Origin of the sequence: Streptomyces sp. NPDC088097, from assembly GCF_044741845.1 — a bacterium.
GTDB lineage: Bacteria > Actinomycetota > Actinomycetes > Streptomycetales > Streptomycetaceae > Streptomyces.
On the sequence record NZ_JBIUTJ010000015.1, the window covers coordinates 52,644 to 67,904 of the forward strand.

Sequence of the window (15,261 nt, forward strand, 5' to 3'; positions counted from 1 at the left end):
TGTTCTCCAGCGGCGCCGACTCTGCCACACCTGCCGGTGGCAGCAGCGTGATCAGCGGCTTGATCGGCTGGGACTGACGCCATGTGCGGTTAATCCAGGCCTCGTTGCACCACACGCTCCCCGGACCGGCACCCAGGGGTCGCCTTACCTCATCCACGATCTGATCTGTATGCACCCCGCCCCGGCAGAGCGCCTTGAGCACATCCCGGGCCGCCCCACCTAGTACGGACAGGACCACTTCCTCTTCGTACGGGTTCGTTCGGGCCCACCGCGATGCCCCGTGCACTCGAGCACATGCGCACGCTGCTCACCCGGGTGGACACACCCATCGCCGCGCACGGCGTCGCCGCCCTTGGAACCGAGGCCTGTCACCTGCCACGCCGATGGCCGCTTCGTCGCCGAGCCGATCGGGGCTGCCCATGTGCCCGGCTCGTCGGCCCATTGCCTTCTTCGATTCACTGATCTCTTTGGAGTCTTCAATGTCCCGCTCCATGCGCCGTTCGTCCGCCACTGCCCTGCTCGTCGCGGGCCTCGCCTCCGTCGTGCTGAGCACCACGGTTCCGGCGCAGGCCGCAGGGGCCGCCTCGGTGCCGACCGTTTCGCCTACCGCACAGGCTGGCACCGGCACGATCACGTCGTTCACCCCGACCGTCGCCAACCCGACCACCGCCACGAAGGCCGAGCTGGACGCGGCCACCGCCAAATCCGTGAAGTCCGGCCAGATGTTCCTGACCCCGCAAGCGCAGACCGCCACCGCCGACTCGAGTACGGGCGGCCAGATCACCCGGAGCGAGGTCATAGCGCGGGCCAAAACCTGGGCGGAAGCCGGTGTCCCGTACAGCATGAGCAGCTACCGCTCCGACGCGAACGGCCGCTACCGCACGGACTGCTCAGGCTTCGTCTCCATGGCCTGGCATCTCGCCTCTTCTTCGGCCAACAACTACGGCGAGACGACGGGCACCCTGCTGGACTTCACGTCCTCCATCAGCAAGGAATCCCTCAAGCCGGGCGACATCCTGCTCAACCCGGAGTCCGGTGCCAACGGCCACGTGGTCATCTTCAACGGCTGGGCCAACGCCGACCACACGCAGTACGACGCCTACGAGGAGTCGGGCAGCGTGGGGGCGGTCCACCGCGAGATCCCCTACCCGTACTTCTCCGGGCACGGCACCTTCAGCCCGCGCCGCTACGACAAGATCGTCGAGGACGTCCAGCTGAGCAACTCGCAGACGTTGGGTGCGGATTTCAATGGTGATGGTCAGGCGGACATCGTGGCGCGGGACGGGTCGGGGAACCTGAAGGTGTGGACGCACAACGCGGGCGGCTACTTCAACGCGCCGGTCACTGTCACCAGCGGCTGGAACTTCACGCAGACGGTCGCCGCGGACTTCGACGGTGACGGCAAGGCCGACCTGATTGCCCGGGACGGCTCGGGGAACCTGAAGCGGTGGAATGGCCGTGGTGACGGTACGTTCGGTGCGCCGGTCCAGGTGACGGGCGGCTGGGACTTCACGCAGACCGCTGCCGCGGACTTCGACGGCGACGGCAAGGCCGACCTGATCGCCCGTGACGGCTCCGGGAACCTGAAGATCTGGGCGGGCCACGGCGACGGCACCTTCGGCGCCGCTGCGCAGCTCAGCTCCGGCTGGGACTTCACCCAGACCGCCGCCGCCGACTTCAACGGCGACCACCAGGCCGACCTCGTGGCGCGCGACGGGTCCGGGAACCTGAGGATGTGGACGCACAACGCGGGCGGCTACTTCAACGCGCCGGTCACCGTCACCGGCGGCTGGACCTTCTCCCAGACCACAGCGGCCGACTTCGACGGCAACGGCAAGGCCGACCTCATCGCCCGCGATGACAACACCGGCAACCTCAACATCTGGGCCGGCCGCGGAGACACCACCTTCGCCGCCGCCTCCAAGCTCACCAGCGGCTGGTAAATCCCAGCCCCACACCGTCGCCCGGAACTCCGCAACCGGGCGACGGCCCCGAGACCTCTCGCGCCTGATCAGTCGCAGAGCCCTTCGCCGCGACGCCGCTCATGGCCTCGAGCGGCCGGGCACTGCTCCGTGCGCGCATTTCGACCCGATCGCCTCGCATCTGCCCTCAAGGGGACTTCCAGCATGTCGCTCCGACCCTTCTCGTCGCGCACAGCCACGGTGTCCGCCGCCGCGCTCGCCACCTGCGCCACCGTCATCTGCCTGGTCGCCGCTGCCGGCACCGCTCAGGCCGCTTCCGTCAGCACCTGGGACAAGGTCGCCCAGTGTGAGTCGGGCGGGCACTGGGCCACCAACACCGGCAACGGCTTCTACGGAGGAGTCCAGTTCACGCAATCGACCTGGCAGGCCTTCGGGGGCACCACGTACTCCGTCCGGGCCGACCTGGCCACGAAGAAGCAGCAGATCCTGATAGCCGAGAAGGTCCTGGCGGTCCAGGGCCAGGGGGCCTGGCCGAACTGCGGGCCGGCGGCCGGCCTCGCAGCGGACCACGCCGACCCGTACCCGGAGGACAGCCTGCCTGCCCCGGTCAACTCGCAGACGGTGGGTGCGGATTTCAACGGTGATGGTCAGGCGGACATTGTGGCGCGGGACGGGTCCGGGAATTTGAGGATGTGGACGCACAATGCGGGCGGCTATTTCAATGCTCCCGTCACGGTCACTGGTGGCTGGGACTTCTCGCAGACGGTCGCGGCCGACTTCACCGGTGACGGCAAGGCGGATCTGATCGCTCGTGACGGTTCGGGGAACCTGAAGCGATGGAGCGGTCGTGGTGACGGGACGTTCGGTGCGCCGGTCATGGTGACGGGTGGCTGGGACTTCACGCAGACCGCTGCCGCGGATGTCGACGGTGACGGCAAGGCGGATCTGGTCGCTCGTGACGGTTCGGGGAACCTGAAGATCTGGGCGGGCCGCGGTGACGGCACCTTCGGCGCGAGTGCGCAGCTCAGTTCCGGCTGGAACTTCACGCAGACCGCCGCGGCCGACTTCAACGGCGACCACCAGGCCGACCTCGTGGCGCGGGACGGGTCCGGGAACCTGAGGATGTGGACGCACAACGCGGGCGGCTACTTCAACGCTTCCGTCACGGTCACTGGTGGCTGGGACTTCTCGCAGACGGCTGCGGCCGACTTCGACGGCAACGGCAAGGCCGACCTCATCGCCCGCGACGACAACACCGGCAACCTCAACATCTGGGCCGGCCGCGGTGACGGCACCTTCGGCGCCGCCTCCGCACTCACCGTCGGCTGGTAAATCCCAGCCCCACACCCGCCGCCCGGTATCACGCAACCGGGCGGCGGCTCCGCCCCCCGATCCGAGGAATCCTCCGATGCCCTTCCCGAAACGCGCCTTCCTCCGAATACGGACCACGGCCCTGCCGCTGGCCCTCTCCCTGGCCGCCGGCGGGCTGGTCACGGCCACCGCCGCCCCCGCTCACGCCGCGACGTACAGCACCGTGCGTGAGGCATTCAACAACACGGCGATCAGTGCGGACGGCGCACCCGGCTCGGCCGACTTCGACGCCGCGGGACGCAGCATGTCCGCCACCGACCTCGACAAGGCCGGCTGGCAGCGGGGTGCACGCGTCACGGTCAGCGCGACGACCTACACGCGGGCCGATGTCGCCCCCGGTCAGCCCGACAACGTGCTGGCGACGGGCCAGACCCTCGCGGCACGGGGCTCCGGCAACGCTCTCGGATTCCTGGCATCGGCGACGTCCGGCTCCCTCTCCGCGCCCGTCACCGTGGCCTACACCGACGGCACATCGGCGCGGCAGACCCTGGAGGTGGAAGACTGGAACACCGGGGGGACGGCGACGGCGGCGCTCAGCCTGGACCACCGAAACACCGTCTCCGGACAGCAGACGGCCGCAGCCCGGCTCTACGCGGTCACCGTGCCCCTCGACCCGAGCAGGACCCTCACATCGGTGACCCTGCCCAGGACCGGCAGCGCCGCCGCCCCGGGCGCCCCCGCCCTGCACGTCTTCGACATCGCCATCCGCAGCACACCTGTCGCCCCGGGCGGAAAGTTCTGGGCGGGCAGCTGGGGCGCGTCCTTCGGCCAGGCCCGGCAACTGGCCCAGCCGGGCTGGGCCCAGCAAACCCTGCGCGTGGTCGTCAACCCGCACACCAGCGGCGCCACCGCCCGCATACGGTTCGCCAACACCTTCTCTCCACAGCCGATCCGGCTCGGCCACGTGACCGTCGCGTCCCAGGTCCCGGCGGGCGGCGCGGCCGCGACCCAGGCCCCTGTCTCCCTGACGTTCGGCGGCGGCCAGGAGACAACCCTTGCGGCCGGCGGTGAAATCTACAGCGACCCCGTCGCCTTCCCCGTCACCGCCGGAAAGAACCTCCTGGTCAGCGCCTACCTCCCCGACCAGGTCACCGTCGTGCCCACACACGACTACGCCCTGATGACCTCCTTCATCAGCGGCCGCCAGGCAGGTGACCACACGGCCGACACCACCGCGACCGCCTTCCCGGACACGCTTCCGTACTGGCCCTTGGTAAGCGGCGTCGACATCGCCGCGACCGAGAACATCGGAACCATCGTCGCCCTGGGCGACTCCCAGACCGACGGGGCGCACTCCACCCCGAACCGCAACCAACGCTGGCCCGACCACTACGCGGCGGCGCTGAACACCACCTCCCAGACCGCCGGCGTCGTCAACTCAGGCATCAGCGCGAACCGTCTGCTGACCGACCGCGCGGACAACGCCGGCCCCAGCGCCCTGAGCAGGCTGGACCGAGACGTCTTCGCCCAGAGCAACGTCCGCACCCTCGTCCTCTACGAAGGCATCAACGACCTCGCCCTCGACGGCGCGTCCGCGGAGTCGGTCAAGGACGCGATCCGCCGCATCTGCGCGCAGGCGAAGGCCCGCGACATACGCGTCGTCGTCGCCACCATCCCCGCGTTCGGCGGGTACACGGCCTACAGCGATGCAAAGGAGAACGTCCGCCAGCAGGTCAACACCGCTATCAGGACGACGACCGAGGCCGACGCCCACACCGACTTCGACCTCGCCACACGGGACCCCGACATGCCGTCCCAGCTCCTGGCGAGCATGATCAAGCCGGGCGGCGACGACCATCTCCACTTCGGCGACGCGGGAACCAAGGTCCTCGCCGACACCCTGTTCCGGGGAGCCGACGGTCCCAGCGTGAACATGTCGCAAACCGCGGCGGCGGACTTCAACGGCGACGGCGTCCAAGACCTCGTCGCACGCCAGGACTCCACGGGCATCCTCGCGATGTGGCTCGGACGCGGCAACGGCAGCTTCGCCTCGTCCGTCGACGTGACCAGCGGCTGGCGCCCGTTCTCGCAGACTGTGGCGGCCGACTTCACCGGCGACGGCAAGGCCGACCTGGTCGCCCGCGACACCTCGGGGAACCTGAAGCTGTGGAACGGCCGTGGCGACGGCTCCTTCGGCTCGGCCGTCACGGTCACCGGCGGCTGGGACTTCGAGCAGACCACCGCCGCCGACTTCGACGGTGACGGCAAGGCCGACCTGATCGCCCGCGACGCCTCCGGGAACCTGAAGATCTGGTCCGGTCACGGCGACGGCACCTTCGGGGCCGGTGTGGTTCTGACCGGCGGCTGGAACTTCACGCAGACCACCGCCGCCGACTTCAACGGCGACCACCAGGCCGACATCGTCGCCCGCGACGTCGCCGGGAACCTCAAGATGTGGACGCACAACGCAGGCGGCTACTTCAACGCCCCGCTCACCGTCACCGGCGGCTGGAACTTCTCCCAGACCGCGGCGGCCGACTTCACCGGCGACGGCAAGGCCGACCTGATCGCCCGCGACGACAGCACCGGAAGCCTCCGGAGCTGGGCCGGCCGCACTGACACCTCCTTCGCCGGCCCCACCACCCTCACCGGCGGCTGGTGACGGATCCGAGCGCCCGGCCACAGCGCTCTACTCCGGGCTGACCGCGCGTACCGGCGGGCACACGAGCGGGGCGTCCCTCAATCCGCCGCCTCGGGACCATTCCGCTGCCGGCGGCGGCAGGGCAGTCGTCAGAGCGCGGGGCTGGGTGAGTTCGTCGACTTCATCACGCCGCTGACGCCCTTCGGCACCCATGACCTCATGTTCGGTCCGCACGGCGGCTGGAGAGTCCGTCGAGCAGATCCGCCCGGACCTGGTGATCCCCTCCGGCAAGCGCGCGAGGGTGGGCACCCCTTGATCGCCGGGATCTCCAGGCCACGGCCGGCCCCGCAGCCCATCCTCAGCCATCGTTCAGGACAGCATCCAGGAGCCCGGGAAAGCGGGAGTCGAGGGCGTCGCGGCGCAAAGTCATCAGGCGGGCTTTGCCGGCCCGCCGGGTCTGGGTGATGCCGGCCTCTCGCAGGATGCGCCAGTGATTGGAGAGCGTGGAGGGTGCAACGTCCAGGCCCGCTGGACTGCATCCGCTCTCGCCGCCCTCAGCCATCCGCCGGACCAGGAAGAGCCGGACTGGATCGCCCAGTGCGTGCAGCACCGTAGCCATCTCCATTTCCCCGAAGTCGAGTTGTCTCATCCGTCCTCCTTGCCTACGCCCACCTGGCGTCCCTAGTATGCAGCTCAATTCGATATTTCGGGATAGACGAAATGATCTGAGGGGTTACACGCCGATGCTCGCTACCTATGCCCGTGTCTACGTCGACGATCTGGACACCGCCCTGCCCACGTTCACAGAGCTCACCGGCGAGCAGCCAGGGCTGCGCTTCACCTACCGCGACCTGCAACTCGCCACCATCGGCAGCTTCTTGCTGCTCGCGGGCACCGATGACGCACTTGCCCCATACCGAGGCACCCACGCCACCGCGATCGTCGGCTCCCTCACCGAAATCCTGCGCCTGACAGACCGGCACGGAGGAGAAGTTCTGGACGGCCCCAACGAAGTGCCCACGGGCCGCAACTTGACCGTGCGGCACCCGGGCGGCGCGACCATCGAGTACGTGGAGTTCAGCAGCGCCGCATGACCAGTCCTCACGGCACAACCCGCCGGCGACGGGTCGCCCGTGAGCCCCGCCAGCAACGGCACGCCCAAGACCTCCGCGTACCGGGCCCTTGTCTTCACCCGCCCGCGACGGGCGGCGCGGTGCTGCTTCGGACCCGTCGCGGATCGTTGATCCAATACCGTTCCCGGACCTTGTCGCGGCCGCCACGCAGCGAGGGGCGGTCGGACGCGCCGATGGACTTCCACTTCGCCTGCTGCCGGTGACTGTGATGCTGCTGTGCGGGTGTACGCGGGCCCGTACCTGGTGTCAGCGGCACCATTTCGACCGGTTTCCTTGCCGCACTGGCTTCTGCGCCGGATGCGCCGTTCCGGGTGAGCCGCCGCGTTGTCAGCGCGTGGCGTCCCGTTGTGTCGTGAGACGGGCTTTGCCAGAGCGGCTGAGCCAGGTACGGAAGTCCATGACGCCCGGGTGGGCCTGGCGCGGCGGGGCGGGGTCGGTGTTGTAGAAGGTGGCGTTCGCCCAGGTGTAGACCTTCGCAACCTCGGGATGGTGCTCCCACAGGATGTCGAGCGGGATCTGGGTGTAGGGGATGGGATGCCCGGCGGCCGAGCCGAGGGCTTCGGCGATCTGCGGGGCGGTGAGGCGGTCGCCCATGATCTCGACGGCCCTGCCCAGGTAGGCGCCGGGATGGGCGAAGGCCGAGGCCGCGAATGCGCCGGTGTCGTCGATGGCGATCAGCGGCATGGCCAGGTTGTCGTGCCAGGGGACATTCAGTGAGCCGTTCTGGAAGAACCGTGCGGTGCTGGTGAAGTCCTCCATGAAGACGGCCGGCCGCAGGATGGTCGCAGGTATGCCCAGCGCGCGGATGTGCTCCTCGATCTGCCACTTCTCTATCTGCCCCCAACCCTGCTCACCGTAGAAGCGGTTCTGGCTTTCGGCGCCGCCGACGGATGAGAACACCAGGTGCCGCACGCCTGCGGCCTTCGCGGCATCCGCGACGTTGATGCCCTGGTTGAGTTCATTTCCGTTCGCGGACTGCACGCTGTAGACCCCGTATGCGCCGCGCGCCGCTTCCTTGATGGAGTCGCGGTCGTCCAGGTCGCCGCGGACGAGTTCGGCTCCGGCGGCGCTCAGCGCCGCAGCGGCCTGGGTGGTGTCGTCCCGGACGAGGGCACGGACGTGCCAACCGTCTGAGAGCAGGTGGCGGGAGGTGGCGCCGCCCTGGTTTCCGGTCGCGCCGGTGACCAGGACCGTCCTGCCGCGGGGGATGGTGGAGGTGTTCACGTTCATGACTCGGCTCCTGCCGTCGAAACGGGGACACTGTCGCGACATGAACATATGACGGAGTTCGATATTTCGTCAACTAAAAAATTTGATTGACGGTATCTCGCATCTGGTCATACGGTTGGGCTGTGAGTGCCACCCCCGAACGACTCCGCGACCCGCAGCAACGCGCCGAACGGGCCGCGCGCATCCTCGATGTCGCTGCGGATCTGCTGACGCGCCACGGCTACCGACGGGTCACCATGGACGATGTGGCTGCCGAGGCGGGCATCGGCAAGGGCACCGTCTACCTGCACTGGAAGACGCGTGAACAGCTGTTCAGCGCCGTATTGGCACGCGAGGTACTCCATGCACTGGACGGCCTGCGACAGACGCTTCACCGGGACCCGCAAACCTGCCTGCTGCACAACTTCGCCCGCGTGTACTTCCTGGCGGTCGTGGAACGTCCGCTACTGCGCGGGCTGCTCTTGGGCGACCCCCACCTGCTCGGCAAACTGACCGGCTCGCCCGACCCGGCCCGCGACGACCGGCACACCACGATGGCGCGCGCCTACCTCGCACTGCTCGCCGAACACGGCCTGCTCCGCGACGACCTGACCGCGGACGAGGTCGGCTACGCCTATCAAGCGACCTTCGAGGGCTTCCTACGCGCCGAGGGCTCGGCCCCGACGGGCGGCCCGGAGCAGCGGGCCGAGCTGCTCGCGCACACCGTTCGGCACGCCTTCGAGAACGAGACGCCCCCCGACCTCCCCTTCCAAAAACTCACCGCCGCTACGATCGCGCTGCTCGGCGACCTGATCGAGGCTGACCGTACCGCTTTCGGCCTACCCGAGATCTGAGCGCGGCCGACAGATGGCGAGTGACAGCGACGGCAGATATGGCGGTTCGGATCTGAGAAGGTGAGGCAGTCGGGGGCGAGCGGACGTCGGGCCGGAGCGGGTGCGAAGGCAACCGCGCGTGGAGACGGTGATCCCGTACGGAATCTACGACATGACCGCGAACACCGGCTGGGTGAACGTCGGCGTCGACCACGACACGGCCGCGTTCGCGGTCGCCTCGATCCACCGCTGGTGGCAGGCCCGCGGCCGACACGACTACCCCGCGGCGTCCCGACTGCTGATCACGGCGGACGCTGGCGGATCCAATAGCTACCGCTACCGGCTCTGGAAGGCCGAACTGGCCGCGCTCGCCGCCGAGACCGGCCTGACGGTCACAGTCTGTCACTTTCCGCCGGGCACTTCGAAGTGGAACAAAATCGAGCACCGGCTGTTCTCACACATCACCATGAACTGGCGCGGCAGGCCGCTGACCAGCCACGAAGTCGTCCTCAACACGATCGCCGCGACCACAACCCGGGCTGGGCTTCGTGTCGAGGCCGCCCTGGACCACGGCTCTTACCCGACCGGCATCGCGGTCAGCTGCGAACAGCTGCTGACCCTGCCGATCACCGCCCATACCGACCGTAGCCGGTGGAACTACAGCATCGACCCGGTCGGCGGCACGGACGCCGCACCGCGCGCCGACGAGCGCACCACAGCCCGCGAGCGAACCCTGCAGACGCTCGCCGATCCCCGCCTGACCGGCATGAACACCGGCGAACTGGATTCTCTGCGCGCCCAGTTGGCCCAGCCCAGGCAGCCCGGACCGAACAGCGCCGCTACGTACTCCGCGGAGGCCGGCGCGTTGCCACGACCGGCCGCAGCCGAGCACTGCTGTCGGACGCGGACGAGGTCCTGATCACCGTCGTCTACCTTCGTCAGGTCTGCCCGCAGAAGGTGCTGTGCGACCTGCTGGGAATCAACCCGGTCACCATCGGCCAAGCCATCGAGGCAACCCGGCAGTTACTGGACGAGCAGAAGATCAGCATCACACCGACCGTCGTACGGTACTTCACCCGCGCCGAAGACCTCCGCGCCTGGGCCACCGGCGTCGCTCCGGCCGAGCACCCTTCAGCGATTCCAACCCACCAGGCCCTCACCGACCCGGCACTGACCGGCACGAGCCGCGAGGCACTGCACGCCCTGCTTGAGGAGCTGATCGTGCCCTACGCCGCCGCGATCGAACTGCGCCGTCACCGCCAGCGCGGCGGCGACCGACGCCCAGGCAGTCGTGGCGGCGTCTTCCGGCAGAAGATGACCGACGGCGATCGGATCCTCGCCACGATCCTCTACCGGCGTCGCGTCTGCGGCCTGGACCCCCTCGCCGAGCTGTTCGGTGTCTGCCGCAGCACGCTGTGGAACGCGATCAAGGACGTCCTCCCGATCCTCGAAGCCCGCCGCATTGATATCACCCCCGCCGAGCACCGGCACATGACAGCAGCCGACCTGCTCGCCTCGGTCAATGAGCCGCAGACGGAGGACCATCGGGTAGGCCGCGGATAGCCAACGTGTTGTTCTTTGACGGCTTCACCTGCTGCGGAACTCCTTCCGCTACGCCGCCCGCCAGGACTGGGACAAGATCGCCAGGGTGCTCAAGCCCGTATACACGGCGGCGACCGAGGAAGCCGCACTCGACCGGTTCGCCGAGTTCGCCGACGCCTGGGGCAAGAAGTATCCGGCGATCGTGCGGCTCTGGGAGAACGCGTGGGAAGAGTTCACTCCGTTCCTCCGCTTCGACACTGAGATCCGCCGGATCGTCTGCACGACCAACGCGATCGAGTCGGTGAACGCCTGGATCCGCCGGGCGGTAAAGGCCCGCGGGCACTTCCCCAACGAGCAGGCTGCCCTGAAGTGCGTCTACATGGCGATCATGTTGCTGGACCCCACCGGCCGAGGTCAGGCCCGCTGGACCATGCGCTGGAAGACCGCCCTGAACGCCTTCGACATCACCTTCGACGGTCGGCTCTCCGCAGCACGTCAGTAACCCTCAACAACCCGAGTTACACCGCTCGTTTGACAGACCCCGTCCGCGCTGCTCGCTGCGGAGCCGGACTCGCCCGGACGAGACGGAACGCGGCCGCCGGGTCGGCGGCGCGAGTGACCGCCCGGCCGACGACGTGCGAGGCCCCGGCGGTGATCGCCGCACGTGGTGTTCGGGACGGGAGCGGTCGGCGCGGATTCACCGGGTAGCGCGACGCCCGGAGTGACGATCAGCGAACTCCGAACCGGAAGGACCCGTAGCCGCCGGGCCACGCTGATCCGTGCGTCCTCGCCCCTCAATTCCCGCGGCCGGCGGTCATCGATGACACCCGCCGCATCCCGGCCGGCACCACAGACGTTCTCCCGCTCCGGCAGCCACCAGTGATCCAACGGCGACGTGCCGGCTACCCGGATTCCGCACAGCGTCCTGTCCAAGACGCCGAACGCGTGGGCGACGTCGGCGGAGAGGCCCGTCCGCGACGGCCCTCTCCCCGCGCATCTCCACGGGCAAGTGCGGCGGCCGCGACACTCGGCCGGCGGCACGAAGGGGTCGACGTCCACGTCGATCCGGTGGGAGTCGGTGACCGTGATGTTGTCGGAGCGGCTGGGCCAGGCGCCGCCGGTCAGCTTGTGGCCGGCGGTGACCTCAGGCTCCTCGAGGGCCTCGGACGGAGCGGGGCCCGCGCCCCGACTGGTCCGGCAGCTGGGCCCGTGCCGTCACACCGGCTCCCTCCTGCGCTCCTGCGGCCGTCCCGTCCCGTCCCGCCTTGGTCCGCCCCTGCCCGGGTGAGGGGCGGCCGCAGCCGTCCGCCGGGTCAGGGGGCGATCCGATAGGCGTTGGTGATCGTTTCGTGGGCGGTGTTGCCGTCTCGGTCCCTGAGGTCGACCTGGAAGGACACGGACGTGGCGGTCGGCGGGTGCGTGATGTTCACCGCACGGTTTCCCGTGGCGTCGGTCTTCACGGAGAGGGGCTTCCAGCTCGCGCCCCCGTCGTAGGACACCTTGACGGTCAGTGTGGCGACGCGTCCTGGGGCTGCGGCGCTCCCGCCCAAGCGCAAGGGCACCTTCAGGGTGCCGCGCGTCGGCGCGGTGCCGTCCAGCCTCAGCTTGGGCGAAAGGCTCACCGTCGACAGCGGGAGGACGACCGCCTGGTCCCCGGCCGCGTGGGCGGACGCGAAGGTCCACGACGCGGCCACCTTCGTGCTCGTCGAGGTGTCCGCGGGGGAGCGGCTCGCCTCCACGCTGAGCCGGTAGTCCGTAGGTGCGGACGGGACCTCGGCGCTCACCCAGTCGGAGGCGGTCCCCTCAGCGATGACTCGGCCGCCGGATTCCAGCCTGCTGAAGCCGTCGGTGACGACGGACGAGCCCGAGTGTCCGCTGCCGTCGTTGAAGAGCTGGATCCGGGTGTCGATGTAGTCTCCGTAGCGGAACGCCCCCTGCTGGTCGCCCGCCTCCACGTCGGGGCCGACCACTGCGGTGTTGAAGTTCGAGGTGTAGCGGGCGCCCGGCTTGTAGGCGACCGGGCCGGCCGTGTAGATGATGCGTGGCTCCCCCTGGCCGTTGACCTGTGAAGCCGTCCAGGACCACTGGACGCCCTTGGCGCTGACGAACTGGGTCGACGCCAGCGGTAGGTTCTGGGGGACGGCGTCCGGCGCACCGACGGTGAACCCGTTCGTATCCCTCGGGGTCGCGCTGATGAGGGCCTTGCCCTGGGTGACAGAGGCCCCGAAGCCCAGCTTCACTTCGGCGACCTCGGCGCGGGTGACGCTGTGGGTGAGGCCGTTGAACCAGCTGCCCGTACTGTGGAACGCGAGCCGGTAGTCGACGCTGCTGCCCGCTGCGCCGGGCTTCTTCCAGAGGCCGTTGTATTGCGCTCGCATCCCGGTTTGGGGTGGGCCCAGTGCGGCGGTAAGGATCCGTGTGGACCCGTCGGTCACCCAGGAGTTGTGTACGAAGGCATGATCGTCCTCGTAGCCGACGGTGGCACTGACCAGCCGGGCCTTCGGATCGGGAGGGGTGACGGCGAACGGGCGGGCCTTCCGGGAATCGAGAGTGATCATGGTCTTTCCGGTCACCTTGAGCACCGGCTGCACGAAGACGGCCATCGTGTCGCCGGGGCTGAAGACGAAGCTCTCCAACTGGTAGTCGCCCCTGGGCAGGCGTCGGGTGACGGTGCCGCTCGGATCGTTCGGGAAGTCGATCGGCTCCGGCACGACGGTCCCCAGCGTGGTGATCGTGCTGTAGTAGCTGAGCGGGCTCGTCCCGTTGACGTCGATGTGCCGCAGCGTTACGTCGTACGACTCGGACTCCCGGACCACCGCGAGGCCGGTGCGCACCGACTGGTCACCTCCCGCGGCCAGGACGCTGCCGCCGAAGTCCCCGTCGGCTGTCCCCTTGCGGGTGTCCACGGTGACGGTGGTCGTTGCGCGGCCACCCGCCGGGACGGTGATCTCGGCGTCCCGCACGGTGAACATTCCGTCCGGAGCCGGATCGCCGGCAGCGTCGGAGCCGGCCGAGCTCAGTCGCAGCGTGACGGCCTGAGTACCGTAGTTGTGGTAGGTGAGGATCCTGTCGACCGGCTTGTCATCCGTGTGCGGCCACAGTTGCATCCCGAAGTCGAGGGAACCGGGCTCGGACACGACGGCGGCCGTCACGGCCCGCGTCAGGTCGACGCGGCCCGCGCCCTGACGAGAGGCGTTGAGCGCGGGGTTCGGCTTGGCCGATCCGGTCAGCAGCGCCTTGAGTTGGGCACCGCTCCAGGTGGGGTGCTGCTGGAGCAGCAGGGCAGCGGCTCCAGCGGCGTGCGGAGTGGCCATCGAAGTCCCCGACAAGGTGACGTAGCCGGTGTCCGAGGGGAACTCACCCTGCGTCGTGCCCGCGGCGGTGATGTCGACGCCCGGTGCGGTGAGGTCCGGCTTGCTCCCCCCGTCGCGCGCGGGACCCTGGCTGGAGAAGTCCGCGATGCGGTCCTGTTTGTCGACCGCGCCCACCGTGAGCGCCGCGGGCGCGCTTCCCGGCGAGGTGATCGTCGCCGGGCCTGGGCCGTGGTTGCCCGCGGCCACCACGAACAAGGCCCGATCCGAGAGCCGGGCGACCCCGTCCTCCAGCGGGTCGGTCTCCGGGTAGTCCTGTGTGGACAGGCTCATGCTGACGATCTGCGCGCCCTGTTCGACGGCCCACTCCATGCCGCTGAGGACGTTCGACTCGGCGCCGAAGCCGTCGTCGTCCAAGACCTTGCCGTCCAAGAGCCGCACGTCGGGAGCCACGCCCTTGTAGCGGCCGCCCGACAGCGCGCCCGTGCCGGCGATGGTGGAGGCCACATGCGTACCGTGTCCGTTGCGGTCCCGCGTCGTGGGCGATGAGGTGAAGTTCCGCTCGGCCGCTTCGGCACCCTTGAGATCGGGGTGGGTTTCGTCGACGCCCGTATCGAGGACCGCCACCGTGACGCCCCTGCCCGTCCAGCCCGCCTGCCACATGACGGGTGCGCCGATCTGCGGGACGCTCACGTCCAAGGCGCTGCGGACCTTGCCGTCCAGCCACAGGTGCGCCACGGGGCCGGCGTAAGCGGCTCCCGCGACGCGGTCCTGAGAGGTGCCGGTCACAGCGGACCACAGGGACCCGGCGTCGGACTTGGCCACTGCGAAGCCCTCGCCATCGACGGCCGGCAGCGGACGCCGTTCGCGTGCGACGCCGGCGAGTGCGTCCCGGGCGGCGGCCAGAGCCCCGGTGCCGGCGGTGTCCCGGCGGTAGCTGACGATGAGGGGCAGAGACTTCCGGTGCGCGTCGTCGTAGCCGTCCGCGATCAGCTGGGTGACGTCGAACAGCCTTCGGTCGAGAACCCCGTCGCCGATCATGCGCAGCGCGTCCTGAGGGATGACGTGGGTGTGGCCGGCCTCGCGGCGCACAGAGAACACGATTCCCGCGTGGCCCGGTGCGCGGACGAGCTGCGCGACGCTGCCGTCCCCTGCGAGGGCGACGCGGTCGCCTGTGACCAGCGTGATGACGGCCACGGGCCCCGTTGATTTCGACGAGGCGTGCGGAGCGGAGCCCGTCGCCGCGTGAGCCGACGGGACGCCGGCGGACGTCATGCCCGCGAGCAGCGTTCCGGCCAGTGCTGCGGCGAGCACGGCGTTCCTCGCTACCGGTGTGTGTCTCACTCTGTTCCCCCGTCG

At 69.3% G+C, this 15,261-nt stretch carries 9 protein-coding genes and 2 pseudogenes; 8 read left to right on the top strand and 3 right to left on the bottom strand.

Translation table 11 applies throughout. The features are described from left to right. Positions 1-491 precede the first annotated feature (491 nt). The 3 genes from ACIOD1_RS29520 to ACIOD1_RS29530 all read left to right on the top strand — a co-directional run bounded on the left by ACIOD1_RS29520 (position 492) and on the right by ACIOD1_RS29530 (position 5,895). The gene (locus ACIOD1_RS29520) at positions 492-1,943 is read left to right on the top strand and encodes an FG-GAP-like repeat-containing protein (protein ID WP_401905703.1); all 1,452 of its coding nucleotides are present in this window, start codon (positions 492-494) and stop codon (positions 1,941-1,943) included. Between the two features lie 183 nt (positions 1,944-2,126). Then, the gene (locus tag ACIOD1_RS29525; RefSeq protein WP_401905705.1) at positions 2,127-3,254 is read left to right on the top strand and encodes an FG-GAP-like repeat-containing protein; all 1,128 of its coding nucleotides are present in this window, start codon (positions 2,127-2,129) and stop codon (positions 3,252-3,254) included. Between the two features lie 76 nt (positions 3,255-3,330). Then, positions 3,331-5,895: an FG-GAP-like repeat-containing protein gene (locus ACIOD1_RS29530; protein WP_401905707.1), complete on the top strand. Its 2,565-nt coding sequence runs from the start codon at positions 3,331-3,333 to the stop codon at positions 5,893-5,895. Between the two features lie 337 nt (positions 5,896-6,232). Here ACIOD1_RS29530 and ACIOD1_RS29535 read toward each other — a convergent pair whose 3' ends face one another. Then, a complete protein-coding gene (locus ACIOD1_RS29535; RefSeq protein WP_365630218.1) occupies positions 6,233-6,523 on the bottom strand; it encodes a transcriptional regulator in 291 nt (96 codons plus the stop codon). Positions 6,524-6,617: 94 nt separating this feature from the next. On the opposite strand from ACIOD1_RS29535, the gene ACIOD1_RS29540 reads away from it, so the two are divergent. Next, positions 6,618-6,968, top strand: a complete 351-nt coding sequence (locus tag ACIOD1_RS29540) for a hypothetical protein (protein WP_365630215.1) — start codon at positions 6,618-6,620, stop codon at positions 6,966-6,968. 366 nt (positions 6,969-7,334) lie between these two features. Here the strand turns inward: ACIOD1_RS29540 and ACIOD1_RS29545 are convergent, their stop codons facing one another. Then, the gene (locus tag ACIOD1_RS29545) at positions 7,335-8,237 is read right to left on the bottom strand and encodes an NmrA/HSCARG family protein (RefSeq protein ID WP_401905711.1); all 903 of its coding nucleotides are present in this window, start codon (positions 8,235-8,237) and stop codon (positions 7,335-7,337) included. Positions 8,238-8,359: 122 nt separating this feature from the next. Here ACIOD1_RS29545 and ACIOD1_RS29550 point away from each other — a divergent pair, with 122 nt between their 5' ends. The 4 genes and pseudogenes from ACIOD1_RS29550 to ACIOD1_RS29565 form a co-directional block, all read left to right on the top strand. Continuing rightward, positions 8,360-9,070 (top strand): TetR/AcrR family transcriptional regulator, encoded by a 711-nt coding sequence (locus ACIOD1_RS29550; RefSeq protein ID WP_401905712.1) that lies wholly within the window; start codon positions 8,360-8,362, stop codon positions 9,068-9,070. A gap of 130 nt (positions 9,071-9,200) precedes the next feature. Continuing rightward, positions 9,201-9,968, top strand: a pseudogene (locus ACIOD1_RS29555) (ISAzo13 family transposase); the annotation flags it as partial. A 38-nt stretch (positions 9,969-10,006) separates the two neighbouring features. Further along, positions 10,007-10,612, top strand: a complete 606-nt coding sequence (locus ACIOD1_RS29560) for a hypothetical protein (protein WP_401905715.1) — start codon at positions 10,007-10,009, stop codon at positions 10,610-10,612. 22 nt (positions 10,613-10,634) lie between these two features. Then, a pseudogene (locus ACIOD1_RS29565) lies at positions 10,635-11,093 on the top strand (transposase); the annotation flags it as partial. A gap of 811 nt (positions 11,094-11,904) precedes the next feature. Here ACIOD1_RS29565 and ACIOD1_RS29570 read toward each other — a convergent pair. Beyond that, positions 11,905-15,216 (bottom strand): S8 family serine peptidase, encoded by a 3,312-nt coding sequence (locus ACIOD1_RS29570; protein ID WP_365625661.1) that lies wholly within the window; start codon positions 15,214-15,216, stop codon positions 11,905-11,907. Positions 15,217-15,261 lie beyond the last annotated feature (45 nt).